The 26,923-nt window shown below is 32.3% G+C and carries 23 protein-coding genes; 5 read left to right on the top strand and 18 right to left on the bottom strand.

Translation table 11 applies throughout. From position 1 onward, the window contains the following. Window positions 1-2 precede the first annotated feature (2 nt). Window positions 3-1,226 (bottom strand): MFS transporter, encoded by a 1,224-nt coding sequence (locus V9L05_RS20675; protein WP_338813764.1) that lies wholly within the window; start codon window positions 1,224-1,226, stop codon window positions 3-5. Window positions 1,227-1,372: 146 nt separating this feature from the next. Continuing rightward, window positions 1,373-2,617 carry a sodium:proton antiporter gene (locus V9L05_RS20670; protein ID WP_338813763.1) on the bottom strand — a complete coding sequence of 415 codons (1,245 nt, stop codon included), beginning with the start codon at window positions 2,615-2,617 and terminating at the stop codon, window positions 1,373-1,375. Between the two features lie 218 nt (window positions 2,618-2,835). Between V9L05_RS20670 and V9L05_RS20665 the strand changes: the two genes are divergently transcribed. Next, window positions 2,836-3,732 (top strand): cyclase family protein, encoded by an 897-nt coding sequence (locus V9L05_RS20665; protein WP_338813762.1) that lies wholly within the window; start codon window positions 2,836-2,838, stop codon window positions 3,730-3,732. Window positions 3,733-3,734: 2 nt separating this feature from the next. On the opposite strand, the gene V9L05_RS20660 is transcribed toward V9L05_RS20665, so the two are convergent. Together V9L05_RS20660 and V9L05_RS20655 are read right to left on the bottom strand one after the other, a co-directional pair. Beyond that, window positions 3,735-4,865, bottom strand: coding sequence for an amidohydrolase family protein (locus tag V9L05_RS20660; protein ID WP_338813761.1), 1,131 nt, complete (start codon window positions 4,863-4,865; stop codon window positions 3,735-3,737). 173 nt (window positions 4,866-5,038) lie between these two features. Further along, window positions 5,039-5,551, bottom strand: coding sequence for a lactoylglutathione lyase family protein (locus tag V9L05_RS20655; protein ID WP_338815429.1), 513 nt, complete (start codon window positions 5,549-5,551; stop codon window positions 5,039-5,041). Window positions 5,552-5,683: 132 nt separating this feature from the next. Here V9L05_RS20655 and V9L05_RS20650 point away from each other — a divergent pair, with 132 nt between their 5' ends. Beyond that, on the top strand, window positions 5,684-6,019 hold the full coding sequence (locus tag V9L05_RS20650) for a helix-turn-helix domain-containing protein (RefSeq protein ID WP_338813760.1): 336 nt from the start codon (window positions 5,684-5,686) through the stop codon (window positions 6,017-6,019). Between the two features lie 155 nt (window positions 6,020-6,174). Here V9L05_RS20650 and V9L05_RS20645 read toward each other — a convergent pair whose 3' ends face one another. Together V9L05_RS20645 and V9L05_RS20640 are read right to left on the bottom strand one after the other, a co-directional pair. Then, a complete protein-coding gene (locus tag V9L05_RS20645; protein WP_338813759.1) occupies window positions 6,175-7,104 on the bottom strand; it encodes a hypothetical protein in 930 nt (309 codons plus the stop codon). A gap of 283 nt (window positions 7,105-7,387) precedes the next feature. Further along, window positions 7,388-9,334: an ATP-binding protein gene (locus V9L05_RS20640; protein ID WP_338813758.1), complete on the bottom strand. Its 1,947-nt coding sequence runs from the start codon at window positions 9,332-9,334 to the stop codon at window positions 7,388-7,390. 420 nt (window positions 9,335-9,754) lie between these two features. On the opposite strand from V9L05_RS20640, the gene V9L05_RS20635 reads away from it, so the two are divergent. After that, window positions 9,755-10,534, top strand: a complete 780-nt coding sequence (locus tag V9L05_RS20635; RefSeq protein WP_338791631.1) for a Stp1/IreP family PP2C-type Ser/Thr phosphatase — start codon at window positions 9,755-9,757, stop codon at window positions 10,532-10,534. Between the two features lie 227 nt (window positions 10,535-10,761). Here V9L05_RS20635 and V9L05_RS20630 read toward each other — a convergent pair whose 3' ends face one another. Then, the gene (locus V9L05_RS20630) at window positions 10,762-11,772 is read right to left on the bottom strand and encodes an IS110 family transposase (RefSeq protein ID WP_338789949.1); all 1,011 of its coding nucleotides are present in this window, start codon (window positions 11,770-11,772) and stop codon (window positions 10,762-10,764) included. Between the two features lie 545 nt (window positions 11,773-12,317). On the opposite strand from V9L05_RS20630, the gene V9L05_RS20625 reads away from it, so the two are divergent. Beyond that, entirely contained in the window at window positions 12,318-13,448 is a 1,131-nt protein-coding gene (locus tag V9L05_RS20625) for an RluA family pseudouridine synthase (protein ID WP_338791632.1), read from the top strand. 276 nt (window positions 13,449-13,724) lie between these two features. After that, a complete protein-coding gene (locus tag V9L05_RS20620) occupies window positions 13,725-15,647 on the top strand; it encodes a SpoIIE family protein phosphatase (RefSeq protein ID WP_338813757.1) in 1,923 nt (640 codons plus the stop codon). A 133-nt stretch (window positions 15,648-15,780) separates the two neighbouring features. Here the strand turns inward: V9L05_RS20620 and V9L05_RS20615 are convergent, their stop codons facing one another. The 11 genes from V9L05_RS20615 to V9L05_RS20565 form a co-directional block, all read right to left on the bottom strand. Further along, window positions 15,781-17,472 carry a hypothetical protein gene (locus V9L05_RS20615; RefSeq protein WP_338813756.1) on the bottom strand — a complete coding sequence of 564 codons (1,692 nt, stop codon included), beginning with the start codon at window positions 17,470-17,472 and terminating at the stop codon, window positions 15,781-15,783. Window positions 17,473-17,484: 12 nt separating this feature from the next. Next, window positions 17,485-20,220 (bottom strand): hypothetical protein, encoded by a 2,736-nt coding sequence (locus V9L05_RS20610; RefSeq protein WP_338813755.1) that lies wholly within the window; start codon window positions 20,218-20,220, stop codon window positions 17,485-17,487. Continuing rightward, window positions 20,220-22,865 carry a hypothetical protein gene (locus V9L05_RS20605; protein ID WP_338813753.1) on the bottom strand — a complete coding sequence of 882 codons (2,646 nt, stop codon included), beginning with the start codon at window positions 22,863-22,865 and terminating at the stop codon, window positions 20,220-20,222. Before V9L05_RS20605 ends, V9L05_RS20610 begins: the two co-directional genes overlap by 1 nt. A 148-nt stretch (window positions 22,866-23,013) precedes the next feature. Continuing rightward, complete coding sequence (locus tag V9L05_RS20600) at window positions 23,014-23,583, bottom strand: hypothetical protein (protein WP_338813752.1); 570 nt, start codon at window positions 23,581-23,583, stop codon at window positions 23,014-23,016. Further along, window positions 23,558-23,797: a hypothetical protein gene (locus tag V9L05_RS20595; protein ID WP_338813751.1), complete on the bottom strand. Its 240-nt coding sequence runs from the start codon at window positions 23,795-23,797 to the stop codon at window positions 23,558-23,560. The genes V9L05_RS20600 and V9L05_RS20595 overlap by 26 nt, the downstream gene beginning before the upstream one ends. 26 nt (window positions 23,798-23,823) lie before the next feature. After that, entirely contained in the window at window positions 23,824-23,991 is a 168-nt protein-coding gene (locus tag V9L05_RS20590; RefSeq protein WP_338813750.1) for a hypothetical protein, read from the bottom strand. Next, window positions 23,988-24,194, bottom strand: a complete 207-nt coding sequence (locus V9L05_RS20585) for a hypothetical protein (protein ID WP_338813749.1) — start codon at window positions 24,192-24,194, stop codon at window positions 23,988-23,990. The genes V9L05_RS20590 and V9L05_RS20585 overlap by 4 nt, the downstream gene beginning before the upstream one ends. Window position 24,195: 1 nt before the next feature. Beyond that, complete coding sequence (locus V9L05_RS20580; RefSeq protein WP_338813748.1) at window positions 24,196-24,837, bottom strand: peptidoglycan recognition family protein; 642 nt, start codon at window positions 24,835-24,837, stop codon at window positions 24,196-24,198. A gap of 62 nt (window positions 24,838-24,899) precedes the next feature. Beyond that, complete coding sequence (locus tag V9L05_RS20575) at window positions 24,900-25,529, bottom strand: hypothetical protein (RefSeq protein WP_338813747.1); 630 nt, start codon at window positions 25,527-25,529, stop codon at window positions 24,900-24,902. 84 nt (window positions 25,530-25,613) lie between these two features. Then, window positions 25,614-25,916, bottom strand: a complete 303-nt coding sequence (locus V9L05_RS20570) for a hypothetical protein (protein WP_338813746.1) — start codon at window positions 25,914-25,916, stop codon at window positions 25,614-25,616. Between the two features lie 12 nt (window positions 25,917-25,928). Then, window positions 25,929-26,867, bottom strand: a complete 939-nt coding sequence (locus V9L05_RS20565) for a phage capsid protein (protein ID WP_338813745.1) — start codon at window positions 26,865-26,867, stop codon at window positions 25,929-25,931. Window positions 26,868-26,923 lie beyond the last annotated feature (56 nt).

Below are 26,923 nucleotides of genomic sequence, written 5' to 3'. Positions count from 1 at the left end.
ATTTATTTATCAGCCTTTCCCCTCAAAGCCACCAAACCCAAAAAAGGTCCTAAAGCTAAAAACGTGAAAATATACTTTTCATTGATAAAATTAGGAAAATCAGAAAGCATATTTATAAATTGAATACTGACAATCGTAATAGCAAAACCAATACAATTTACAATCGTGAGTGCTGTTCCTTTTAGTTCTGAAATGGCACTTTGAGCCACCAAAGTAGAAAAAAGGGGAGAATCTGCAATCACTACCAAACCCCAAAAAATGAGAAAAGTAATCAATAGAAAATAAGAATCTGCATAAAAAATAAGAGGAGAAACAAGACAACAAAGCGCAGAAAGCGATAAAGATGCAAAGGCAATTTTCTTAGTTCCGAAACGCTCCGAAAGATAGCCACCAATTACACAAGCAAAACTTCCTAAGCCAATAATTAGAAAAGAAAGAAAGGAAATATTCAAATTTATTTCTGGGTGTAATTCAGAATAAGTCAGTAAAATAATAGGAACAAATGCCCAAAAGGTATATAACTCCCACATGTGACCAAAATATCCAAAAGCTGCCGAACGAAAATTAGCACTTTTAAAGACTTGAAAGAAAGCTGTAAGTTTTATTTTTTGTGCTGATTTTCCAGAACGATTGATGGAACGGTTTGGAACAAAAGCAAACATCAAAACTCCTCCCAAAACAGCAATCAGCGAAGTTGCTTGTATAACCAAACGCCAAGAAAATATACTTTGTGAATCTTGAGAGTTGTGAAAATAATCCAAACTTTGAATGCTTTTCAAAAGATGAGGAAAAGCCGTTCCGATAACTAAAGCTCCCACTAAATAACCTAGTGATTTTCCTAAGCCCTTTTGATAATAATCTGATGCTATTTTCATTCCTACTGGATAAATTCCTGCTAAGAAAAAACCAGTTAGAAAACGAAATAATAAAAGAGTAGATAAATTATTCCCTTCAAAAATTGTAAAATAATTACACAAAGCACCCAAAATAGCACAAACAAAGAATACTAATGAAGGCGAAAAACGATCAGCAATCATCAAAAGTGCAAAAATCAATGTTCCACTTATAAAACCAAACTGAACAGCAGAAGTAAGCGAACTCAAGGCATCAGTAGGAAGACCAAAAGCGATTATTAAATCACTCATTACGGCATTTCCTGCAAACCACAACGAAGTACAGCAAAATTGAGACAGAACTATGATTGGTAAAATTACACGTTTGGTCATGTGTTTTGTTTTTTCTTACAACTCAAACTCAAAAAACTACTTTTATATCTTTTATCAGAGATATATTTTCAAAATCTACTATATATTATAAATTGGACAGGGTTTTAACCCTGTCTTTCCAAACTAGCAAGAATGATTTTTTATAATTAATCCTCCTTTACAATTTCTTGTTTTACTAATTTCTTAACAGTCAGACCTTGAATCAAAATAGAAAATACTACAACAACGTATGTAATTGTTACAAATAAATCCCTTCCCATATCTGGCGTAAGAGAAAGCGCAAGAGCTACCGAAATACCTCCACGAAGACCTCCCCAAGTCAGAATCAGAATTGTATTTGGAATAAAATCTCGTTTCAATTTCATAAACGAAATAGGCAAGCCTACCGAAATCAAACGAGATAAAAGAGCTACCACAATTGCAATAACACCAGCAATCAAATATTTCCCATCAAAAGTTAGCACCAAAACTTCCAAACCTATCAAAACAAACAAAACAGCGTTCAGCACTTCATCTATGAGTTCCCAAAATTTATCTACATAATCTCTCGTCAAATCTGACATCGCAAATTCTCTTCCTTTTGCGCTCATCACAAGACCAGCCACCACAACAGCCAAAGGACCAGAAGTATGCAAGTATGCAGCAAGTGCATATCCACCCATTACAATCGCCAAGGAAATCAAGACTTCAACTACATAATTATCAATCGAATACATCAGTTTGTAACACACCCAACCCAAAGCCAAACCAAACGCAATTCCTCCAATTGCCTCAACAGCAAAAAGCTCTACAACATCCAAAAATTCAGTATTTTCTACTCCTTTTTCTGCCATTTGAAAAATTGTAAGAAAAACAACCACAGCCACCCCATCATTAAAAAGTGATTCTCCTGCAATCTTAACTTCTAAATTTTTAGGAACTTTTGCGCTTTTCAGAATCGATAAAACAGCAATAGGGTCAGTAGGTGAAATCAAAGAACCAAAAAGCAAACAATAAATATAATCTACACCAAGTCCTAACCAGCCCAAAATGAAATACATTGCCGTTCCAATAATAAAAGTAGAAGCTGTAACTCCAATTGTAGCAAAAATAATAATTGGTGTTCGTTCCTTAGCAAGAGTAGGTGTATCGACATGAAGCGCACCAGCAAAAAGCAAGAAACTAAGCATCACTTCCATCAAAACTTTAGAAAAATCTACACTTCTGACAAGCTCTTGCGCTTTCTGAAAAATAAGTGGGTTAAACTGTCCCAATCCAACAATAACCAGTGAAGCCAGTAGTGCAATAAGCATCAAACCAATTGTAGTGGGAAGTTTCAAATATCGATAATTGATATAAGCAAAGGCAGCAGAAAGCACAATAAGAACAGTAAAGGCGTGGAATAAATCCATAAAAATAAATTTAGAGGTAGGAAGTTAGATTTTAGAGTTAAATACAAATAAAAAAATTGTAGGTTAAAGGCTTCTCTTTGACATCAGACTTAAAAAGTTTAAAAAATGTAAATACAATTTGATATAAATAGTTTTTGAGTTACTATTGTTTATAAAAGTGAAAATTAGCAATTTTAGGGTAATAATACTAGTCTAAAACACACTTTCTATTTTTAATTATGAAAATCCAGTATTCAATCAACAACATAACTTATACAGCCGATTTATCAAAACCACTAGACATTTCTATTCCATTGCAAGCAGGAAATGCAGAAAAGACAGTAAATCCAAATTGTTATCATGCTGAAGAACCTACTTTTAAAACTATTAGTTTTGAAGATGTTTTTATTGGAAGTGTTGCAGAAGGAGGAGTTTGTAATTATCAAAGAGTAAGTCTTACACCACACGGAAACGGCACACATACAGAATGTTATGGACATTTGAATAACCAAGAAAAGGAAAATGTTACAATTAATCAATGTTTGAAAACGTTTTGGTTTGTTGCTCGTATGATTAGTTTAAAGCCTACCAAAATTACAGAAGAATACTTACAAAACGAGGAGCTTAGCCAATTAAGAGAAATTGCAGAAATTGGTGACGAAGTAGTTTTGAAAAAACATCTTGAAGAAAAATTAGATGAATTAGAAAAGATAGATATTGAAGATACTAATTCTATTGCTTACGAAGCTCTCATCATTCGCACTCTTCCAAACTCTGATGATAAAAAAACTAGAAATTATTCAGGTCAAAATCCTCCTTATTTAGAGCCAAGTATAGGCAAGTTTTTAGCTCAAAAAAATATCAATCATTTACTTTTAGATTTGCCTTCAGTGGATAGAGAATGGGACAAAGGAAAATTATCAGTGCATAAAGGGTTTTGGAATATTCTTACTAATAGTTTAGATAAAAATAGCAAAAATGACTTTTCGCAAGTCCGAAAAAACGCCACTATTACCGAACTTATTTTTGCAGATAATAAAATTAAAGACGGAATTTATTTATTAAATATTCAAATTCCGTCTTTAGAAATTGATGCTGTTCCTTCAAAACCCGTTTTGTACGAACTAAGTAAATAAACCTAAACTACATCCCAAGATTGCATAAAAGCAAAATCTGATTTTTTGAGTCCAAGCCATTCCAATGCCGAACCACTCAATAATTGTTCTTTTTGTTTATCATCATAATTCATTGAATGAATCAACTTACCTGGTTGAAGTTCACCCAATGGAAAAGGATAATCTGTTCCTAAACAAACTTTATCAGCTCCAATTAATTTGACTATATAATCCAACATTTCAGGACTATGAACCAACGAGTCTAAATAAAATTTACCTAAATAATCTTTTGGTGCAATCGGATTATCGACAGCACATAAATCTGGGCGAACATCAAAACCATGTTGAATACGTCCGATAGTCGCAGGAAAAGAACCTCCACCGTGAGCAAAGGCAACTTTTAGGTTGGGTAATTTTTCAAAAATGCCACCAAAAATCATTGAACAGATGGCAAGACTTGTTTCTGCTGGCATTCCGACGAGCCAAGGAAGCCAATATTTAGGCATTTTGCTTGTTCCCATCATATCCCATGGATGCACAAAAATAGCTGCACCAAGTTCTTCTGCTGCCTGAAAAATTGGAAAAAGCTCAGGTGCATCTAAATTCCAATCCATAATATGTGAGCCAATCTCTACACCTGCAAGTCCTAAATCTTTTACACATCTTTCTAGTTCTTTAATAGCCAAATCAGGTGCTTGCATAGGCAAAGTTCCCAAACCAATAAAACGGTCTGGATAATCTTTTACAATTCCTGCAATATGTTCATTGAGCATTTTAGATAAATCCCATGTGTGTTCGGGCTTTGCCCAATAGCCAAACATCACAGGAACAGTTGAAAGAACTTGTACATCTACATGTTGATGATTACATTCTTGCATACGACGTTCTGCTGACCAACAATTATCTTCTACTTCACGAAAAAAACGATCGTCCATCATCATACGAGCGCAACAGGGTTTGTGATGGTCTAAGTGAATAAAACCACCATAACCATAACGTTCACGTAAATTGGGCAAACGTTCAGGCAAAATATGCGTGTGAATGTCTATCGTAAAAAGTTTAGATTCAGGTGTAAAAATCTCTTTTTCGTTTTGTTTCTGTAAGGTATCTAGAATATTCGGATTGTGTGTATTTGGCGTGGAGTCTTGTGGCATTATTTTTTATAAAAATCTTATTGTAAAATCTTAAAAGTAGGCTAAATTAAAGAATTACAAAGGGTTTTCAAAAAAAAAGTTTTGAGGTTAGTAACTAAAATGGTCTGTTTAGGTTTCTACAACTCAAACAGACCATTTTTAATTTTCTATGCAAATAGCACTTTACTAATATCTTATTTTGTGTATGCTCCTGACGAATAAGTTAATTCATAACTATGTGTATATATTTCGAAAACGATTCCAAAAGGATCTTCTACATAACACATTTTGTAAGGTTTGTCATTAGGATAATATTCTCTTATAGGCATTCTTTTTTTTCCACCATAAGCTACAATTTTATCTATAAGTTCCTCAATATTTGGATCTTGTATGCAAAAATGAAAAAGCCCTGTATTGAAAGGGTTAAAGTCAGGAGCTTCTTTAATACCATGAGGAAAAGAAAATAGTTCGATTCCAATTCCATCTGAAGTAGCTAAATGAGCAATTTCGAATTCTTCCCAATCTTCTCCAAATACATCAATACACATTTGACCAATAGCAGTCTCTTTTTCTTTTTTTATTTGAGAAGGTTCCATAATAATATACCAACCCATTACTTCTGAATAAAATTTTACAGCTTCTTTAATATTTGGAACTGTAATCCCAATATGAGAGAATGATTTTGGGTAATCTTGATTTTTCATAATCTATTTTTTATAGTTATTGTCTGAATTAGATAACAAAGTTGAGGTATATTTGTAAATATAACAATAACTTACTAAAGAGTAACCTAGTTACTAAAAGGTGTAAAACTCAGTAAATCAATACTTTATAATTTTATGATTAACAAAAAAAAACACTGTCCACTTAATTATACAATGAGTTTAATTGGAACAAAATGGAAACCTTTAATTTTATTTCATCTATTAGAAGGAGCATTACGTTCGGGAGAATTGCAAAAGCAAATTCCAGATATTTCTAATAAAATGTTTACTCAAACAGTAAGAGAATTAGAAAAAGATGGTCTTATTTATAGAAAAGTTTTTCCAGTAGCACCCCCAAAGGTAGAATATCAATTAAGCGAAAGAGGAAATTCATTGGAAAGTATTTTGAGAAGTTTGGATCAATGGGGATTAGAAGATTTTAGTAATAACGATATTTCAGCAAATTCATGAAAATTCAAATATCAAAACAGCTATCTATAAAAAATGAATAGCCGTTTCTCATTTACTATAATTTAAAATATCTTTTTTAAGTCTTTTAAATATAATATAAATAAGCCCAAGAAGCTGTATTTTATATTTTCTTGTAAAATTTTTCTATTATTATTTTAATGTCTATTATCACATCTTATATATACACAAGGTGTGTTTTTATCTACAAAACAGACAGAAGGACATCCAAATGATACACTTTCAAAGCCAAATAAAATAGAAGGTTTATTTTTAAATATGTTGCCTGTCCATTGATTTGTATAGTAGTTCTCTTTACTATCTTTTTCTATTACATGCAAAGGACTAAAGTCTATTGATTCTCCGTCACGAAAAGAAATAGTGGAAATCACTGTTTTATTAGAATCAATAATTACTATTATTCTATAACGACCAGTATCTTTAACAAAATAATCTAGTTTATTGACAGCACAATGATAGGTGCGAGTTTTGAGTTTAGAAGAAGATAAATGTTTTTTTAATTCATCATCATTTGTTGAAAAGTCAGGAAAAAGGCTTTCATCAATTTCTTTCCATATCATACTTTTGGCTTTTCCTTCTCTAAATGGATTGTGTTTGCCTACACAGACAAAAAAATCATTCCCCTTACTTAGCAAATTCAATTCTGTTTTTTCTAGCTCAAAGCCAATCATAAAATCCCATTGTCTCAATGGCTCTGAGCCTCCATAAGGATTTATAAAAGCCACTAAATTAATATCCTTGACATTGAAAGCAAAAACAGAATTTTGAGATAAATCATAAATATATATAATATCTGTTTCTTTGATATTCACTGATTCAAGAAATCTTTTTCTGTGTTTTGCATCTAATTTGTGGTAATTATTTTCAATAGTAGATTCATTATTTAAATACTTTTTTGCAATAACAGAGGAGTCTGGATGCTCATTGTATGCATAACTATCTGTCAAGACAATAAATCCTGTAGAATCATAATTATAAAAATCATAAATAATTAATTCTTCAGATTCCTCAGTAGGAGAAATGAAAGAAAATAATAGAAGCAAAATAAAAAAGAAATTTAGTTTCATAGTAGTATTAATTTGGTGTAATAAAATTTGCTTCAATGCCATTGTTAGTGTTTTAGCGAAGCGACAACAACAATCAAATAACAGTTTGGAACTTGATGAGCTACTATCTCTAAATGGAAAATAGAAATTTTAGTCCAAAGATAGATGGAACAACTCCTTTTCTAAAGAAGAGGATGCTAAAAGTTTTATGCAAGAACACAATGGAAAAAAAATCTATTCTTTTGAAGAGATTAACAAAGATGTGGTTATCTTGGAGTTGAAGTAAAATGACTTGTCTTATTTTTTACTTTTCAAATTTTGTAATACCTAAATCCTCTTTCTGTGTTTGTGATATTTTCGGAATTTGATTACCTTTCAATAGATTTTTAGCATTTTCATAGATAGAGATATTCTTATTTGTAGGATAATTTCTCATAAAATGTTCTCTATAAATATTCTCAATTGCAGTTTGGGCATTTTTGCTAGGATAAATTTTATTTGCAGTTTCTGCCAAACGAATAGCATAATTTGGATTATATTCTGCCTTTAATAATGCGTCAGTTAAAAGTTCATTTGCCTTTGCTTTTCGTTCTATCTGCTCTTGTAATTTGTTTTTTGTGTCAATACGTTCTTTAAGGGCATCTACTGTAACACCTAATTGGTTAATTTCTTTATTTTTATTTTCAATAACTCGGTAAGTGCTTTTATCAAGTTTCAAAACCTCTTCTAGTATTTTTTCTTTTTCTACTAATTTTCCCAGTTGATCATCTAGATTTTTACTGAGTTGCATTGTGCTATTGAGTTGTAGCTTTATTTGTTCATTTTGCATTTCTATTTCCTCTTTTCTATCAATGGCAATACTTCTTTCACGTAATGCCCAAGCTGCTAAAATACCAAGCATGAAAATAATGATTATCAAAGAAACCGTTTTGATAATCTTATTTGCTTTTACTCTGCGCTTACTTTTTGTTATTAACTCTTGTTCGTCATGAGTAAGTTGAAGTGTTTCTAAATGAGGTTCTATTAAAGAAAGACTATTTTTACTTAATACCTCCCCTGTATTTTGGTAGGTTTTAATTCCTGTTTGTAGAATTTCTTTTGCTTTAGATAGATTTTTTTCTTCTGTTGTGAGCCTTTCTATAATCTTTAATGCAAGACTGTCATGAGCCAATTCAACACGCTGTTCTGAAAGGTGAATAATTCTAACCTTGCTAAGTTCTTCTAAACAAAAAGTAATATTTTCTTTACTTGCACCATGCGAATACATCAAGTTGGTAGCTTCATGCAAGTCCATCGAAACACGAGTTCCATCATCAGTTACAAGCAAGTTTAAAATTGTCCAAACTTGTCGTTCTTCAGTTTTGGGTAAACGATTTTGAACTTTCTTAACTTGTTCTTCTAAATATTCTCCCAGAACATCACCTATCGTACTGAGTTCTTTTACAAGCTCTGGATTGAAAGTAACACGCTCTTCCCAGCTGTCATTTACAGCATTTGTATAGCCAGCCAGTACGCCCTGTTTGCTTTTTGCAAGCTCATACAGACGATCTAAATAAATTTGAAGATAAGTAAGTTCTATCAAACTGCGCTCTTCTGCAACCTGTGAAACAATCAAATCAGCCGTTTCTTCTGGATATTCTACTTGAATATTAAATGCTTCTGCTGATTTCAAAATAACCTCTTTGGCATTTGTTCGACGCATTTTTTCTACACGCACTCTATAATCAAAAAGCTGTGGAACACATTCTTCAAACTCTGATAAATCAGCTAAGTACTCCTCACGCATCACCAAAATAACCTTACAGTTGTATTCACTAGACAAAACAGTCTGAATAAAATCATAAAACTGGTTTTGTTCTTCTTTACTTCCTGAAATATATAATTCTTCAAATTGATCGATGATTACATAAATTGGACGAAAAAAAGTCATGTGAAGTGCCTTAATAGCAAGATGCAAAGGCGTATGTGGTTTGAGTTTTCGTTGAAGGTATTTATTTGTCTCTTCTAAAAGTGCTGTTCCAATATGATCTTTTCTACGGACATGAAGAGGTAGCCAGTCGTCAGAAGAAAAACAGATTGGCAAACCACAATGTACCAAACTCGTTTTTCCTGTACCAGACGCACCATACACCAAGACTAAATTACTTTCTGTCGTTTTTTTGAATAGTAATTGAATCTCGGCATCTCTACCAAAAAAAATTTCTTTGTCCTTGCGTCCATACGCTTCCAATACCTTAAATGGACTTGTCATAATTTTGATGAACAGCTATTGATTAGTTTATAGGATAATTATTATTAGGAGTAATTATAAATATAATATAACAAATAAATTAAAATTTTAATCTTGTTCGCATTAATAAATTTTTCCTTATTAGAAGAAATATAAAAATACGATTTTTTAATAAAAATACCTATTGTCTACTCTGTTTTTAGATTTTTAATTTGTGTTATACTATTTTTTTATCATATAATATGAAACGAAGCAAAACCGTTTTTGGTTTTTTGATTCAAAAAATACTTGATAAAAAATAATTAACTCATTTAATTAAAAATAAATAAAAAAACGCTGCAAGCCTAACATTTTTCAATCTTAATAGTATTTTTCGTATAAAACAAATTATATTTGTTGAAATAAAAAATCACATACAAACAATTTTGCCTACTTGGTTTTATGCCACTTTCTACTTCAAAATCTGCTCAATTTGCCCAATTTGTTCATATAGAACAAACGCATACAGGAAAAATCCGTAAACATAATGAAGACGCTTGTGCTATCTTCGAAACTCCAAACGGTCTTTTATGTGTCGTTTGTGATGGAATGGGAGGGCATTTGGGAGGTGAACGAGCCTCAAAACTTGCTTTAGAAAAAATAGGAGAATATATGTCTTCCAAGCGTTTTGATTTGGCAAAACTAAATGATGCCTTAGACCAATCTTTTGCTTCTGCTCATGCAGCCATTGCATACGAGGCTGAAACAAATCCTTTATTAAAAGGAATGGGAACAACATGTGTTGCTATTTTATTTCATCCAGATGCTACTTTTTGCGCTCATGTGGGCGATAGCCGTTTGTATATTTTTAGAAATAATGAACTTATTAGACTAACAAAAGATCATTCTTTCGTTCAAAATCTGATAGATGAAGGCATAATTACAGAAGCAGAATCGTCTTATCATCCAAAAAGAAATTTGATAGAACGTGCTTTAGGTTCTGATGATGCTCAACCAGATATTGCTAATTTAGGCAGAGTTTTACAAAATCTTAGAGTAGGAGATGTGTTTTTACTTTGCTCTGACGGACTCTCAAATGAATTAGATGATGTAGAAATCAAAAATTTTCTTGAAAATGAAACCCTTGCTTTAGAAGAAAAAGTAGAAAGAATGATGGAATATGCTCTTAAAGCAGGAGGAAAAGATAATATAACAATTCAACTCATTGAAAAAGTAGAGTAAAAATTAAATATTGAAGTATTTAAAAATTTAAAATAGAGTGTTTTTTGAAGTATACATCCGTTTATTTTCTTAGAAATACTTTTTAGTACCTCATAATATCTATGAAGTTGTTTAAGAAATGAATTTTTCCATAAGATAGGGGTTGCAACCCCTATCTTATGGAAAAAAACATCGCCTTTGAATTCTATGACAAAGTCAAGCCTAATCTTTAGAAATTTAGGATAAATTTATGCTGCATTTTGAAATCCTACTCCTTGTCTTTCATAGATTTTGTTATTTTGTACACAAGCTACTACACGTTGAAGTATTTTATTTCGTAAAGCATTCAAAACACTCATTTTATTTTTGCCTTCTTTTATTTTACGTTCATAAAATTCACTTAATTCTCCCCCTTTTACTTTTATAGCAGCTAAAGCACACATATGTAACAATGTTTTAAGTGATTTATCAGCTATTTTTGATACCCTTGGCTTTCCTTTGTGGTTACCTGATGATTTTTCAAAGGGAACAACACCAGCATAACAAGCTAGTTGTTTAGCAGATTTAAACTTTGTAAAACCTTGTGTAACAACAAGTAATTTTATAGCTGTTACATCTCCTACTCCAACAACAGAAGTAGTGAGTCGATAGAGTTCTTTTAATTTCTCATCATTTCTAATTACATTTTTCATGCTTTTTTCTACTGCTATAATTTGTTCTTTTATCTGCTCTACTGGCTTTTGTAGATGTTCTGTTAAGTATTCATTTTGTTGTTCTGTTTCAAATTTTTGAGATTCTTTCCAAAATGTTTCCAGTTGTTTTTTGCATTTGATTAAATTTTTACGAACTAATTGCAATGTTTTTAAGGTCTTAATAGACTGACTTACAGGGGTATACAGTTTGCAACGGTCTTGAAAACGAAAAGCATACAAAGCTATTCTATAGGCATCTTCTTTGTCATTTTTTTCTCTAGTAAAGCCCATAGATTGTTTTATTTGAAGGGCATTCTCTACCCAAACATTCATTTTTTTGTCTAGTAGTGCAGTCAATAAAAAATTTATATATACGCCTGTAGGCTCTAAACAAACTAATAAAAAAGAAATATCTATTTGAGTTTCTAATTTTGCTAAGTAACTCTCTATTGAAGCTAAGTTATTTTTAATTTGCTTTTGGCTTACTATAACACCATCTTTCAATAAAGTACAATCTAAATGATTGCGACTTACATCGATTCCTAAAAAAGTTTGATAAGTTTGCATAAAAAGTTAATTTTAAGTGATTATTTAATAGAGTAGTTCATCAATTAGTCAATCAAACTTAAAACCTTATCTAATGAGGTAATTTTTATTATTTAGAGTAATAAAAGTTCTCCGAATTCTATATAAGTATGCGATTGAATAAATGTAGGTAGGGGCTAATTCAACGGATAGAATCTATGTTCTTGTTGGTGTTACAGGTTCTCTACCTACTTGATGAATACTTAAATACAAGATAAGTATTTCATTCTATTTATCTAGTGCAAACCTAAAGGTTGGTGTTTTAGCGTAGCGACACCAACAAACATATCCAAATCCATTCTTAAACAACTTCTATTATAATTTTCTAGATAGGCTATACTATTCTATGCTGCTTCTGAGCAAAATACACGCAAAAGTATAGCTTCTACACAAATAACTTTTAGAGCATTTTTCATTATCTATTACAAGCTATTAGTATTTTCACTATTTTTGCAGATAAATTATACTCAAACTTATATTTAGAACTGATTTTGATTGAGTATAGAATAAAAAAACAAAAATATAAAATGAATACAGAAAAAGAAGATCAAACAAATAACGATTTTGTAAAAACTAACACTCTTGAGGAAGTTGAAAATACGGAACAAATTGAAAAGGTAGAAATTGAAATGGCAGAGCCTTTAGATGAACCTTTTGATGATGATGAAGATGAAGAAAATCTTTACGAACATTATCGTATAAAAGTAGATGGAAAGCAGTTATTATTGCGTATCGATAAATACTTAATGGAGCGTTTGCCTAGAGTTACTCGCAATCGCTTACAAACAGCAATAAAAGGAGGATATGTAAAAGTAAATGAAAAACAAGTAAAACCGAGTTATAAAGTTTTGCCTCATGACGTAATTACGGTACGTTTGCCTGACCCTGTTCGTGATTTGAAAAAGGTTGAACCTGAAAACATTCCTTTAAAAGTAGTATATGAAGATAAAGACTTGATGATTGTTTTCAAACCTGCAGGCACAGTTTCACACCCTGCTACGGACAACTGGACAGGAACGCTTGCCAATGCGATAGCTTATCACATGGAACAAAATGGTGAGCAGTTTTTAGGACTTTCTCATAGAATAGATAAAGATACCACAGGAATTTTGGTAGTTCCCAAAACAGCAGAAGCAAGAGATTTTATAGGAAAACAGTTTTTTCATCATACTATTGAGCGTACTTATTTGGCTTTAGTTTGGGGAGAAGTAAAAGCCGATAAAGGAACAATAAAAGGAAATATTGCAAGAGGAAAAAATGATCGTCGTGTGATGACTGTCCACCCAGATGGTGAACGTGGCAAGCATGCCGTTACGCATTATAAGGTAATTAAGCGTTTGCGTTATGTTACTTTAGTACAGTGTAATCTTGAAACAGGACGTACACATCAAATCAGAGCGCACATGAAACATATTGGACACCCTCTTTTTGGTGACTACATGTATGGAGGAAATAAAATTTTGCAAGGCTCTGTGTTTTCAAAATATAAAACTTTTGTAGACAACTGTTTTACAATTTTGCCTCGTCAAGCTCTTCATGCAAAATCCTTAGGATTCGAACATCCGACAACGAAAAAATGGATTCAGTTTGATTCTGAACTACCAGAGGATATAGTACAAGTAATTGAGAAATGGGAAAATTATGTAAAATATACTTAAAAAGTTATTTTGCATTTGCATAATTTATTTGGTGTTATTGGCGTTTTATAAATTAATGAACAAATTATTGTGTATTTTTAGTTTGTCTTTATTTTTATGAATTTGCGCTAAAGAGTTTTAATGCTTATTTTTAAGTTATAAAGTAAATAAAAAAATCAATCCTACTACTCTAAAACTAACGCTCACCCCATCCCTGTGAAGTTCCTTTTTTCCATAAAATCCAAATTGTTTCTCTCCTTTTTGGTGTTCCTCTTTGCAACTATTACCTTAGCAGCAATGCTTCTTTGGTATGATGCTCAGATGCACCGAATAGAAAAACTGACGGCTACACTTTCTCAAGTTGATTTAGATATTCGTCAAACTGATAAACTAGAACGTGATTTTTTTAGTTCAGAAGCTCTAAATTTAGATTTTTACGAAACAGGAGATAGTTATTATGTATTGCAGCATCAAGAGCTTACCTCAAAACTACGAAATGATTTATTAGACCTCCGAACTCATCCTCTTATTCCTTCTGCCCATTTGCGTCATCGCATTGATACATTGCGTCGTTCAGTCATAAAATATGAAACTACTTTTGATGATTTAGTTACAAAAATTTATCAAAGAGGATTCAAAAATCAAGGGTATGAAGGAAAAATGAGCGAACATTTGGATTCTCTTCTCAAAACGCCATTAGATAAACTTTATCTTTATAGAATCAGACAAGCAGAACAGCGTTTTCTTTTATATAAAGAAGAGTCTCAAATCGAACAAGTAAATGCACTTTTAATAGAATTTCAAAACCATATTGAAGAATTTACTCAAAAGGAGTATAAGAATATAGCTATAAGAACCGAAAAACGTACTGAATGGAAAGAATTAACTAATAAATATGAAACTTTGTGGCGAAGGTTAGCAGGAACAGAACGAAAAATAGGATACAGAAGCAAGCTAGGTTTGAAAGGAAAACTCAATCAATTATCTAATCAAATCGAAGTAGCAATTGAAGATATAAACAAAGAAGTACACAAAGATAGCGAAGACTTTAGAAAGAGAAGTAGGACAAAATTAATCTGGGTAGTAAGTGCAAGTATTTTTTTGAATCTTATTCTAGGGTTATGGATGACACGAAAATTGGGAACACCTATAAAAAGAATTTCTGAGGCAATTCATAATGTAATTGAAAATGATTTTTCGGTAGAATGGCAACCCATTCAGATACGTCATAAGGATGAAATAGGAAGGCTTTCTAAAGATGTAAATTTACTTGTTAGCAGGATTTTGGAACGAACAGCTGAAGTATTTCAGCAAAATGAGGAGTTACAAGCACAAAAATCTGAATTGGAACAACAAACCGAAGAAATTTTGGCGCAGCGTGACTTGGTAGAATCGAAAAACCAATCTATTTATGCACAAAATGAATATTTGGAAAAACAACAAGAAAAAATTCAGCTTCAAAATAAAAATATTACGGCAAGTATCAATTATGCAAAACGCATTCAGAAGGCGATGCTGCCAAGTCAAAATCGTTTAGAAGAAATTTTACCAAAATCCTTTGTTTACTTCAATCCTAGAGATATTGTTTCAGGAGACTTTTATTTCTTTGCAGAAAAAGATGATAAAATTGTTATTGCCGCTGTCGATTGTACAGGACATGGCGTTCCAGGTGCGTTTATGTCTGTGATTGGAAATGATTTGCTTACTCAAATTGTTATTTGGAGAGGAATTACAGAAAGTAATTTGATTTTGAATGAATTACATAACGGAATTGTACAAACACTAAAACAAGAAGAAACTGAAAACCGTGATGGAATGGATATTTCTCTATGTGTTTTGGATAAGAAAACAAATGAAATTCAGTATTCAGGCGCAAAAAACTCCTTGCTTTTCATTACACCAAATGGAAAAGTAAATCAAATAAAAGGTGATCGTCATCATGTTGGTGGAGTTGCTAGACAAATAGAAAGAGATTTTACAGCACACAAAATACAACCCGAAAAAGGAACTCGTTGTTATTTACTTACTGATGGATATTTAGATCAATTTGGAGGAAAACACAGTAAAAAATATTCTACAAAACGTTTTCAGTTATTTATAGAAAAACTAAAAACCTTTCATATTTTCGAACTCCAACACGAAGTAGAACGTAATTTTATTGAATGGAAAGGAAGCGAAAAACAAATTGATGATGTTCTTGTGATTGGTTTTGAAGTATAATTAGGGAATGAGAATTGGAGTTTGGAAAACACACAATCTCTGTAAGTACCTAAATCTAATCAATACATTTTTCATAATCTAATCAATACATTTTTTTTAGTGTATTGATTAGATTATTTTTTGAATAGAGTTACTATTGATATGAGATATTTACAATAGTATTATCGTGGTCATTTGCATTTTGGTATCTTGCATTTATAAGAATAACGGCATCGCCTGAGTGTGCATTAATAGCACTATTCAATTCGGCTAAATTCAAAGGCGCACTAATAGGGACACTAGCAGGCGAAGGCAAAAGATTATAAGAGTAAATAGAAGTAACGCCATTTCCTGACACTAAACTATCTATATTATACTTACTATTTCCATCCATACCAATCAAAACAAATTGACTAAACTCTGGGAAATAGTAACGAGTACATCCTACTGTTAAATAAAAACTTTCAGTATTATAAGAAGCTAATAAAGAACAATGAATATGTATTTGAGTATATCCAGTTATTTCAAAATAAATACTATACCCTGACGCAACCTCAAAATCCGTCAAATTATCTATTTGTTCTTGTATTTGTGCCTCCGTCATATTTGGATATAATGACCAATCTGAAGGGAAATCAACTGGTGCGAATTTCAAAATCACATTTGAAGCCCAATTATGAATATTTTTAACTGAAAAGTTTTGTATCCTTTCTGTAAAAACAATAGATTCTCTATTGTATAAACCCTGAAAATGGAAACTTTCTTGCTTAAAGTTTCTATTAGTAATCCATTCAGAAACGCCATCGCAAGTTACACCACGGATGCGATAGTAATACTTTTCGCAAGCTGTTAAGCCTGAAAAGGACTGACTAAAACCTGTTAGATTATAACTTTGAAGGATATTTGAAAAGTCTGACGTGTCTGATAATTGAATCTCATAGCTGGAGGCGTTTCCAGTCCAATTTGCAGTAAATGAGGAAACTGTTAGATTAGTTTCAGGAAGCAGTTCTAATTCAGTATTTAAACTTAAAAGATTGTCAAACGGTAAACGGCGAACAAAACTATCTGTTCGTATTAGTTTTGCTCTTGCTTCAACAAGTGAAAATCGGTCATCGTCATTTATCTCATATTCCTCATTATCGGCAAGTTTAAACTCACTTTCAAGATAGAATCCTTCTTGTTTTTGTTGTATCAAAACAATATCAGAATCTAAAGCATAACTGATAATTTCATGTAAATAAAAAGGTGCAAAGAAAGCATCTAAAGTACACCCTGTCCGTTTTTCTTTCTTCAAATCTAAAAAACGCCCTATGCCGTCCTCATAAATTTCACGCTTATTTAGCTTTATGAAATTATGAATAATAGCAGGAATATAGGCTATTTGTTGAAAACATGCATCATAAACGCCATAAATTCTATGAGGAGCATTGTTATTATAAATGAGCTTAATAAGCTCGTCTGAATGTTCTAATGGTTCTGTTTTTAGATAGTTGGTATCTGACTGAACGATACAATAACTACCATTATTCAGACCAGTAATAACTGACCAATCTATAAAACCATTCCATACGCCTATTCCATCTATTTGCCTTACTGAGCTTGTATTTATAGTTTCTAATAGAATATCAGAAGCACTATAAACACGAACAATAGGCATAACCTCAGCCCAAAACTGCACCCTACTTTCGTCAAAAAAGTCTATAGGCTGTTTTACACATTCTTCATGAACATTCCCTAAAACGGTTTGTAATTCATAAGGAAGCTGTAAAAAATCCGTAGCAATCGGCGTTCCTGAGCTATTGCACGGAAACCAGCGCAATCCATTATGTTTAAAAGCATATAGCATATTTTATAAGTTTTAAGGATAAAAAGCTGGAGTTTGTTGTCCGATTTCTATCCAATTTTGATTATTTATTTTGATACGTCCAAATAATGGAACGCCGATCGTCATTATGCCAAAAGCAGTATATTGAGGGTTTAAGCGAATATATTGATTTGAAGCATCTACATAAACGACTGTCTTTGTTTCTGTGTACCAAGTGTCAATATAGAAATACTGAATAATTACAGTATCGCCCAAAACAGCAGGAATAATTTCGCCAGTTGCAATGTCTTGAATAGCCAAATTAGCTTCAATTATACTTCCTAAACGAATACTATTTGCCATATTCATTTTGATTTTAGCATAGTTTTTAGGTACATCGGGAACAACTACATTATCTTTAAAAAGAAGCGTAAAACGTGCCTTTTGAGTGATAATATCATAATTCATTTCTTCTATCCACCCAGCCAAAAAATCAGTATCGGTGTCAGATACTTCAATAATTCCCTTTCTATTTGCTTTAATAATTTGGAGCTGTTCAAAAGAACATGGTGTTTCAAACTTCACATATTTCGGCTTAAAAATCTCTTTCTGAGTAATGGAATAAGTTAAATCTTGATTTTCTACTAATTGACTGTCTAACAACTCATTTTGGCAGCCAAACAACATTTCTGTACTTGCTAAATAATTGCCTTCACCTTCAGCGAATTTCCAACTTTGATTGACATAATCGGCTAATGTAGGATTCAAAAAAGACGTATGTCTAAAGAAATTACGAGCTGGAGAAATTCGTAAATTATAGCTACTATTCGGATCAATTAAATTTTGTATAACTCCAAAATTCTCATCTTTTTCAGGCACATAAGTATTTACATTTATGATTGCATAGCTATCAGGTTGTAAATTAATTTCGTCATCGCTTGGGAAACCAAATAGCAAAATACGATCATACAAATCAAAACGGAAAGTTAGATAAATTGGGTTATAAGTACCATCATTCACGCCACAGTTATACAGCTCTACTGTTGTCATCATTGAAGGTTTTTCAATGATAACGCTTCCTTTTGCAATGTCAATACCATTTAGGACAAATCCTACAACTGGAACTTTTACACGCTTAGAAACACAAATAACAAAGTTATCATTATCGTATTTATTGCCTTTTGATGCACTTTTTTTAAACTGTTCCCTTCTACATATTTCTAAGGCATATCCTGAAGCAATCAATTTTGATAATGAGTTGTATTCATTTGAAATTCGGCTTATAAATGAATTTCTAGTCTGTTTAGAACATATTTCATCTAAAGAATTGAAACTATCATTTTCAAATTTCTCATAACCGACATTTACTTTATTATAATAGTAATTATCGGCACAGTCCTCGTTGAAATCTTCTATATTGACGAACGGAAAACGCATAACAACCTCGTCAGAATAAAAATATTTTCTTTCTTCTATTCGTATTTGTTCAATATCGCCATTTTGTTCAATTCCTAATCCTAGACAATCAATTGCATCCAAGGAAGTAAAAAGGTCAGACAAAGTAATATGAGGCTTTTTTCCTTCCTCAAATTGCCTTATTTGAAAACCATTCGTAAGGCTTTTTAGTGAACCACAGCCATTACCTGAGTAGGCACGTGGAGAACTATCTAAACGTCCATAATAATTAGATATAAGGACGTTATCCTGTTCGGTTATACTTTCTAAAACACGAGCCAAGGATTCGTGGATTAGCCAATTTTTAGCAGGTGTAGCATCCTCAGTAGATAAGCGTTTTAGCTTCAAATCAAAATCTACATTTAGCTCGTCAAAGGTCATTTCTTGACCTCCACCACATTCAACGGCTATTCTTAAATAGACTTTTAGTGTATCGCCTTCATTCAAAATAAGACGTAAATTTCTAGTAAAATTAGACGGTGTATCAGCATTTATTTCGGTACTTGTAAGCGTTGCAAATGGAAGCAAAGGAATATCCGAACCAAACTCATAAAATAAATTTATATTAGCCTGAGTACAATTTGTAAAGCCATTCACAGTTTGCATTAAGCCATCTATTTCTATTTCATACAAATCAGTATTTTCAATAGTTGTAAACGGTAAAGTTGGGTTTGCACCTTCAAATGTAATATTTTGAATAATAGGATTAAGACCAATTTCGTCAGTTTCGGCATTTTGTGCATAAACTGAAAAAAAGAAAGAACTAACGCTTGTACCAATAAAATCAACTACACTTCCACCCATGTTAATTATGGATTCTAATATAATTGCTTTTGAATGAAGGTACATTTCAAAGTTCTCATATTGTCCTAATGACTGCAAAGGACTGTTATTTCTGACTGAAAACTTACGGCTTAAATCAATCGGAATCTTATCATAAGTATTTAAAAGCAATCCTAAATTAGTCGTATCAATAGGCATTTTTACTCCAAAATAACTACTTTTTTCTACTTCAAAAGCATTTCTATTCTGACCACGACTTACTTTTCTGTATTTGGATAAATTCAAAGTCCCTTCAAAAAACCTTTCAAAACCATTAAAAGTATCAAAAGCAATGTATATTTTTACAGTTGCTTCAATACCTTGGGTATCAATTATATTCATCACAAAAACACCAGCCGAACCGAAAAAAGTAAGGTTAGCAAGATTCTCATAAAAAAGACCATGATATTTCTTAGATCGTGAAATATCTAATTTTGTATTAGTCCATCCAATAGCCTCATTTTCGCATAAATGAACGCCTTCTATATTATTTTCTAATGTGATTTGAAGCATTATTGATAACGATTTTTATGGTAAATAATCTCATTTCCATTCTTTAGAACTCTTTTCGAAAAACCATTTTCATCAAGTGTAATTGTAGTATGAGGCTGTTTTGAGATAGCATCATTGATAGCACTTTGATCCAAACTCACTTCCGAAATAGTGGAGGTAGAAACGTTTGGACTATGTGATTTTCTTAAAAGCTCAGGAAGTTTTGAAACACTTAATCCATTTGCTTTTAACATTTTATTTATATGTACTGGAACAATACCTTCTCCTTTTCTTAGATAAGCTGGTACATCATCCCTATCGCCCATCCCTTGGGTAATTTCGTCTTTACCCCAATAGTATTTTGATCTACCAAAGCTATTAACAGTCTTAAAAGCACTAATAACAGTAGACAAAGTAGTGGTAATTGCTGCAATATTCGCAGGAAAAGGCAAGGCACTCGCACGGGCGACCCCTTCTGCTGTCTTTGCACTTGTTACAGCCTGAGAGGTCGCTATTTGAGTTTTAGCAACTGTATTTAGTTGTTGAGATAAAGCCACAAAACTTTGTACGTACTGACCAAATTTTTGTCCTTGTTCCCCAAATAGAGAACCTATATCTTGACTAATAGAAGAAATAGCTGCAAAGGCTTCAATTTCTTTATCTATTGTAGTTTGTATTGCATCTTGTTTTTTCTGTTCTGAGTTTTGAAACATTTCAGTTTCATAATCTTTCAATGCCAAACGTGCATCGGTAAGCTGAGTTTCTATTTCCAAAATAGATTCGCCTTCACTTAATAGGACTTCCTTTTGTGCTTCTAACTGAGCAATCAAATTACCTATCAAAATGCCTTTTAGTTCCTCAGTGGATAATTCAGAGCCTTTTGCTACATTATCCAAATGCTTATAAAAATCAGATATTTCAACAAGACGAGCATCTAACATTTCTTTTTCAGTAGCTTGATATTCTTGTTGTTTTGATAGAATAAGAGCTTGACGGCGTTCTTCAAAACTCACTTGTAATTGTTCTTTTAGAAGTGCTTTTTGTTCTTCATTTAGCTTTATAAAACCGAGTTCGGCTTCTAATTCTTTTATAGCACGTTTTTGTAATAAAGCCAAACCAGCCTCACTATCATCGCCTCCTGCTTTATACAATTCGGCTTGGGCTTTTAATTTCTCAAAACTATCATTGATAGCTTCATTGAGGGCTATTTGTTTCTTTATTTGGTCATCGGTTAGTTTATTAGTTACCGTAATAGCCTTATTTGTTTCAACCCATCCTGTCGGATTTTTTTCATTTTCTTTATTTAGATTTTCTAAATTTCCTTTTAAGGATTTTAATTTAGTTTCTAAAACAGCAACTTCATTTTGAATTTCTTCCTGCTTAAATGTAATACCGTCCTCAGTTGTTTTATCTAATTCCTTAAAGACTTTATCAAGTCTTTTTATTTCTGCCTCAGTAGCTTGTATTTCAATGGTAAGCTGACTAAAATTAAATCCTTCGCCATAAGTTTCGGCTTCTTTTTTGTTTTTCTTTAGTAATGTATCGGCTTTAAAAATAGCTTCATAAACAAGATTGAAAGCATTTATAACATCGGTTAATAACTGAGTAGTAAGCGTATCATAACTTTTTGATAACCCTTCTAAATTTTCAGCTAAACGTACTTTTTGATCGGCTAATTCAGTTTCTAATTTTAGTGTATTTTCTTGACTTTTACCGTATTCGTCTAAGGTGTCAAGATTGATTTTATAAGCAGCGTCCACCTGTTCAATAATAGCCAAAAATCCACCTGCATCTTCACCTGCGCCTTTGAATAAATCGGCTGTTAATTTTTGGGTTTGTTGAACCGTAAGACCTGATTCTTTTGCTTTAGAAGCAATTTGAAAGAATGCTTCCTCAGTTGTAATTTTTCCTGTATTTACACTATTTACAAATTCGTCAGTCCATTTTTTACCAAAGGCATTATTTAAGGCATCTTGCTGAGCTTTATCCATTTCCTTTATGGCTAACTCAAATTCCTTCAAAGTATCTAACAATTTATCACTATAAATGCCTCCTTTTACTTCCTGAGTAGCAACTTTAATAAATTCCTCAGCTGAGCGTCCTGAGTTTTTGAATTGTATAGGATATTCTTTTACTTTATCCAAGAAATCACCTGAAGCATCTGCACCCTGTAAAAATCCTTTTTGCATCAATGTTAGAGCTTCGTCAAAACTAATCTCAGATTGTTTCGCAAAAGAATTTGTAGCAATAAGGACTTCATTTAAGTCTTTACCGTATGTTTTTGCAAGTGCAGCAACCTTTGAAGTTGTTTTGTCTAAGGCTGTTCCTGTCAGTCCTGAAAATCTACTAACCTGAGCATTCAAAGTAGTAAATTCCTTTTCAATATTCATTACTTCATTTGCAAAACGAATAAGGTTTTCCACGGCAAAAGCAGCCACAAAAGCAGCACCAACGCCTTTAGCAATCCCACCAAGTTTACCCATTCCACCTCCTAACTTTTCGGTTTGTTTTGTGGCGTTTGGAAGTTTTTGTTTTTCTAAAGGCGTTAGCATTTCGTCTATCTCTTTTTCAGATAGATTTGCTTCTTTTCCTACTTTTTTCAGTTTGGCGATTAGTTCGTCTAATTCTTTTTGTGATTTGGACGTACTTATTTTTATTTCTTCCATTTCTGTTTTTGTTGTTCCTGACGGTGTTTCTCGGCACGTGACGCTAGGATTTCATTGTAGCAATAAAAATCCTCAACAATCATTTTCTTAAGGCTTTCTGATTCGTTTATTGAATGTTCAAAAACAAAAACTTGAAAGTCCTTTTTTGCTACTTCAAATCTTTCTTGTAAAGGCTTAAAGTCTGAGAATAAACGGCGATTTTTCGTTCGGCTTTTTGTGAATAATTTAGAATATCTTTTGGCAAGTGTAAGCCAAGATGTTTCAAGTTTTCGGTTAGCATATTCCAAAAAAAAAGCCTGTTTTTCACTTCCTTCATTTGTTCAATTTTCCAGTCATTCAGTTCAATATCATAGTCAAAAGGGTTTTCATTTTCCACCAAGAATAAAACCGATGCAAGCCTATAATAATGTTCTAATGGTCTTAGATTATTTATCGCTTCTTTCATTATCATTGCAGCGTGTGAAGCGTCCACAATCTTATTGTAATTCAGAGCTTTAATAATTGTATCTAATCCTAAATTAAGGAACTCATTATTAGCACCTTTTTCTAAATCACTATAAATTTCCGTAAAAATGAGATAACGACTTTGTGGCATTTTCAAAGGGTCGGCGAACTCATAAACTTGACTTTTGTCTAAAAAAAAGCCGTCAATACGATTAACGGCTTCTTTATAATCAAAAGTCAAAAAGTTATTACTTCTTACTTTCTGATTTTGCATTGTCTTTTGTTTCGGTTTTGAGAGTTGTTACTTGTTTTTCTTCTAAAGATTCTTGTGTGATTGTTTCTACTTTTGCGCCTGTCTTTGTAGCGTAATTTTCGGCTATATCGGCAAATCGCAATAGAAATGGTTTATCATTCACTAATAACATTTTCGTTTCTTTAGGATGCTTTTTGAAGCATTTTTGAAGCAATACTTTTGTTTTATCGTTCATTGAAATTATAAATTTTTAGGTAAAAATTAAGACGATAGAATTTTCTGAATAGCTTTCAAATGAATTTTAGGACCTTGACTATTTTCTATCCATTTTGTCAGACCTTGTTCGTGAAATTCTATTTTATTTAAGTCTTCAATCCACTTTCTTTGTCTTTTAAGAAAGCGATTATGAGCTTTTGATAACTTTGTCATTTCTCTTCCAAATCCGAACGTTTTATAGGAATAAACTTATAGTTTAAAGATTCGGCAAAACTAGCGTGTGAAGAAAGCCAAACCTCGTGAACATCTTTTTCTATTTCTACAATTAACAATTCAGATTCGTTTTTTTGATTTTCAAATTCTTGTTTGACAATCGTATTCAAAAATTCAGTTTCTTTTTTAGTTAGTTTTGCCATTTTAGTTTTTGTCTAAGTTTTGTAACATTTCAATTAAATCCTTTTGAGGATGGATATCGGCTTTATCGCCTCTATAACTTGTATGACTAAATATTCCTTTTTCACCTGAAAGGGCTTTATCACTTAATTCAAACATATCTGAATTAAACTTTTTAGGAATATTATGACGTTCACAAAGTTCCTTCAAAAGTATTTGTAAGCTATCAATCTGACCTTTAGAATAACTTTGATAAGCCGAAAAAGAACGATACTCTTTATCATATTCAGTAACTAATTCATTTGCTATTCTAACACGCCCTGCCGTCCATCCTTTCGGTGTCCATTGCCCTGCGTTATAGAACAAATTATTAGCTTTAACTAATCCACCCCAAGCAACTAATTCAATTCCGATTGAACCTTTATTTAGGGTTGTATTACGATTATCTCTTATGCCTAAATGATGAATCCAATAAGTTTCTTCGACAAACAAATAAACGTTTCCTGAATAATCAATTACGTAATGAGTACCAATTCTTTCAGGGTTGCTATTCCACCAATGCCAAACAGCCTCAGCCCCTCCAGTTGGATTTGATACAGTATGATGAAGAACGATTTGCCTTTTCTTTGTAGGCTCAGAAAAATGCTGTTCTTTTGGTAACAGCATTTTTGTAATAATTAGCTTCTTTTCAATTTTCGGTTGTTCCACAACTACATCTTTTGCAGTTTCTACAACGTCTTTTTTTTTTCTTCATTAGCCAAATTCTCAGCTTCATTTAGAAATAATAAAAGGTCATCATATCCACCTAAACTGACAATCTTATTATGTATCAATTCCATTTTATTCAAAACGCCGTCCTCATTTGCACGAACATACATATCACGGATTGTATCAATACCTCCACCTACTTTAATAAGTGGCAATAAATCATTTACATCTTTTAGTGTTTCAGGTGTTAGTTTTACTTCACCATAATTCTCATTCCATCTATCATAGATATTTTTCAAAAACTCTTTATTTAGTTTTATTCCACTAAACATTTTGAAAAGAAATTGAAGAACCCAGCCATACTGTAATAAAGCCCTAATTTTATTTAACCAAGATAAATCGGCAGCCATACCTAACATTCCAAGTCCTAAAATTCCAAAACCAATATTTCTACTATGATTATGATTTGAAGCCGTGCGATTGTAAGTATCCACACTTTCAGATTCATAGATAGTATCTTGAATTTGTGTTTTGATTTCTACTTTTTCAGTAGGTGGAATCGTGATAGGTTTTTGTTCGGAACTCTGACAAGCAACAAGACTAAAAATAGCAAGAACTCCAATAAGGAAAAGTCTAAAGTAATTTTTCATTTTAAAGAAATTTAGATTCTAAATTGTATAATTAATTATTTGATTTTGTTTTGGAATTTCTTTTTTAAAGTAGCTACTTTTTAGTTACTTCTTTTTTTCTACTTCCTGAGTATTAGAAAAACTGTCTAACATTCCATTCGTTTCTAAGATTGTAAGTAGGTTATTCAAATTGTGAATTCCACCCATTCGTTTTACTTTTTTACGAACTTGAAAGAACGCTTCTATGTCCTGAGAATTGAATGTTACTTTCTGACCGTTTAGTTCTTGAATAAGATTCTGAGCCATTAAGTCAATTTGATTTGAGTTTTCAATTAATGAGGAAGCGTCTAAAACGCCTCCCCCTAATTTTGCCAAACTCAAAACCATTTCAAAAGGTGTCTTTTGCATAGTTTAGTACGTTTATGAAGTTTCGACAAGTGCGTAAACGCCTCGTTCATTTGAATAATACTTATTTCCACCTACTAAAGAAGTCGTAGAAAACTCAGTTCCACCATGAACATCAATAATAGAAACAAGACTATCAGGGCTTAATGCACGAGTAACAAAAGATTCGTGATAGAAAATAATTGAAGCATTGTCAGTAGCAGCACCTGCGTAAGGTGTAAAGGTGTCATCGGGTAAGTAAGCAATAGGAACTGGAGTTGCTGCATTAGAATAAACTTGACCAACGGCATGTACATAAACATCAAATCCAAGAATACGTCCGATGACACCTTCAGGAATAGCCTTATTATTGACATAATCAACTGAAATAAACTGATCAATAAGCATTAAATCAGAGTGCATTGAAGGTGGAATAACCATCACACGCCCTGTAAGTGGAATGTTATCGGCATTCATTTTTGTTTGAATTTTCAAAATATCAGCGTAAACAGCAGCAAGTCTTGTTCCTGTCGCTGCGCCAGTTGCACCAGCAGCCCTTGCCGTTCCTGAAGTACGAACAATATTTGTAGCAGCCGTTGGAGCCCATGAAAATAAAATACGTAAAGAAGTTTGGTCTTGAATAGTGCCTAAATGTTCCTCTAAAATTGAAGAACGTTTATCATAATTCGTAACATATTCGTCAGTCCAATCTAACTTTGTTGGTTCTGTCAAAATTTCATTTAGCTCATAAGAACGTGCAACATCTGTTCTTTGTACAGCAGTACCGTGTCCAGTTGTACTGTTTATTTTTGCACGAGGTTTTGCCCCTGATTCTGAATAATTTACAGTTTTTCCACGAGCCGAATCTGACCAATCACGGCTTCGCATAGCAAATTCGTTATTGTTAAAGATTTGGGCAGCAAGATCGGCTCGGAATATTTCCTGAGCCGTTGCATAACTAGAAGGTTTTGCCATTTTATATATAAAATTAAATTAGTGTAATAGGTAAATTTGGTAGTTTCTAAATGCTT

Origin of the sequence: Bernardetia sp. Wsw4-3y2, assembly GCF_037126295.1 — a bacterium.
Taxonomy (GTDB): Bacteria; Bacteroidota; Bacteroidia; order Cytophagales; family Bernardetiaceae; genus Bernardetia.
Note: the sequence above shows the minus strand (reverse complement) of the source record. Positions and strands in the feature narration are given on the sequence as shown.

Excerpts from the sequence above, each read along its gene's own strand:
- V9L05_RS20565 (WP_338813745.1), bottom strand. The coding sequence starts at position 26,867 with ATGGCAAAACCTTCTAGTTATGCAACGGCTCAGGAAATATTCCGAGCC.
- V9L05_RS20665 (WP_338813762.1), top strand. The coding sequence starts at position 2,836 with ATGAAAATCCAGTATTCAATCAACAACATAACTTATACAGCCGATTTA.
- V9L05_RS20675 (WP_338813764.1), bottom strand. The coding sequence starts at position 1,226 with ATGACCAAACGTGTAATTTTACCAATCATAGTTCTGTCTCAATTTTGC.
- V9L05_RS20585 (WP_338813749.1), bottom strand. The coding sequence starts at position 24,194 with ATGGCAAAACTAACTAAAAAAGAAACTGAATTTTTGAATACGATTGTC.
- V9L05_RS20650 (WP_338813760.1), top strand. The coding sequence starts at position 5,684 with ATGATTAACAAAAAAAAACACTGTCCACTTAATTATACAATGAGTTTA.
- V9L05_RS20590 (WP_338813750.1), bottom strand. The coding sequence starts at position 23,991 with ATGACAAAGTTATCAAAAGCTCATAATCGCTTTCTTAAAAGACAAAGA.
- V9L05_RS20575 (WP_338813747.1), bottom strand. The coding sequence starts at position 25,529 with ATGAAAAATTACTTTAGACTTTTCCTTATTGGAGTTCTTGCTATTTTT.
- V9L05_RS20620 (WP_338813757.1), top strand. The coding sequence starts at position 13,725 with ATGCTTCTTTGGTATGATGCTCAGATGCACCGAATAGAAAAACTGACG.
- V9L05_RS20570 (WP_338813746.1), bottom strand. The coding sequence starts at position 25,916 with ATGCAAAAGACACCTTTTGAAATGGTTTTGAGTTTGGCAAAATTAGGG.
- V9L05_RS20605 (WP_338813753.1), bottom strand. The coding sequence starts at position 22,865 with ATGGAAGAAATAAAAATAAGTACGTCCAAATCACAAAAAGAATTAGAC.
- V9L05_RS20660 (WP_338813761.1), bottom strand. The coding sequence starts at position 4,865 with ATGCCACAAGACTCCACGCCAAATACACACAATCCGAATATTCTAGAT.
- V9L05_RS20635 (WP_338791631.1), top strand. The coding sequence starts at position 9,755 with ATGCCACTTTCTACTTCAAAATCTGCTCAATTTGCCCAATTTGTTCAT.
- V9L05_RS20615 (WP_338813756.1), bottom strand. The coding sequence starts at position 17,472 with ATGCTATATGCTTTTAAACATAATGGATTGCGCTGGTTTCCGTGCAAT.
- V9L05_RS20610 (WP_338813755.1), bottom strand. The coding sequence starts at position 20,220 with ATGCTTCAAATCACATTAGAAAATAATATAGAAGGCGTTCATTTATGC.
- V9L05_RS20640 (WP_338813758.1), bottom strand. The coding sequence starts at position 9,334 with ATGACAAGTCCATTTAAGGTATTGGAAGCGTATGGACGCAAGGACAAA.
- V9L05_RS20625 (WP_338791632.1), top strand. The coding sequence starts at position 12,318 with ATGAATACAGAAAAAGAAGATCAAACAAATAACGATTTTGTAAAAACT.
- V9L05_RS20595 (WP_338813751.1), bottom strand. The coding sequence starts at position 23,797 with ATGAACGATAAAACAAAAGTATTGCTTCAAAAATGCTTCAAAAAGCAT.
- V9L05_RS20630 (WP_338789949.1), bottom strand. The coding sequence starts at position 11,772 with ATGCAAACTTATCAAACTTTTTTAGGAATCGATGTAAGTCGCAATCAT.
- V9L05_RS20600 (WP_338813752.1), bottom strand. The coding sequence starts at position 23,583 with ATGCAAAATCAGAAAGTAAGAAGTAATAACTTTTTGACTTTTGATTAT.
- V9L05_RS20580 (WP_338813748.1), bottom strand. The coding sequence starts at position 24,837 with ATGCTGTTACCAAAAGAACAGCATTTTTCTGAGCCTACAAAGAAAAGG.
- V9L05_RS20645 (WP_338813759.1), bottom strand. The coding sequence starts at position 7,104 with ATGAAACTAAATTTCTTTTTTATTTTGCTTCTATTATTTTCTTTCATT.
- V9L05_RS20670 (WP_338813763.1), bottom strand. The coding sequence starts at position 2,617 with ATGGATTTATTCCACGCCTTTACTGTTCTTATTGTGCTTTCTGCTGCC.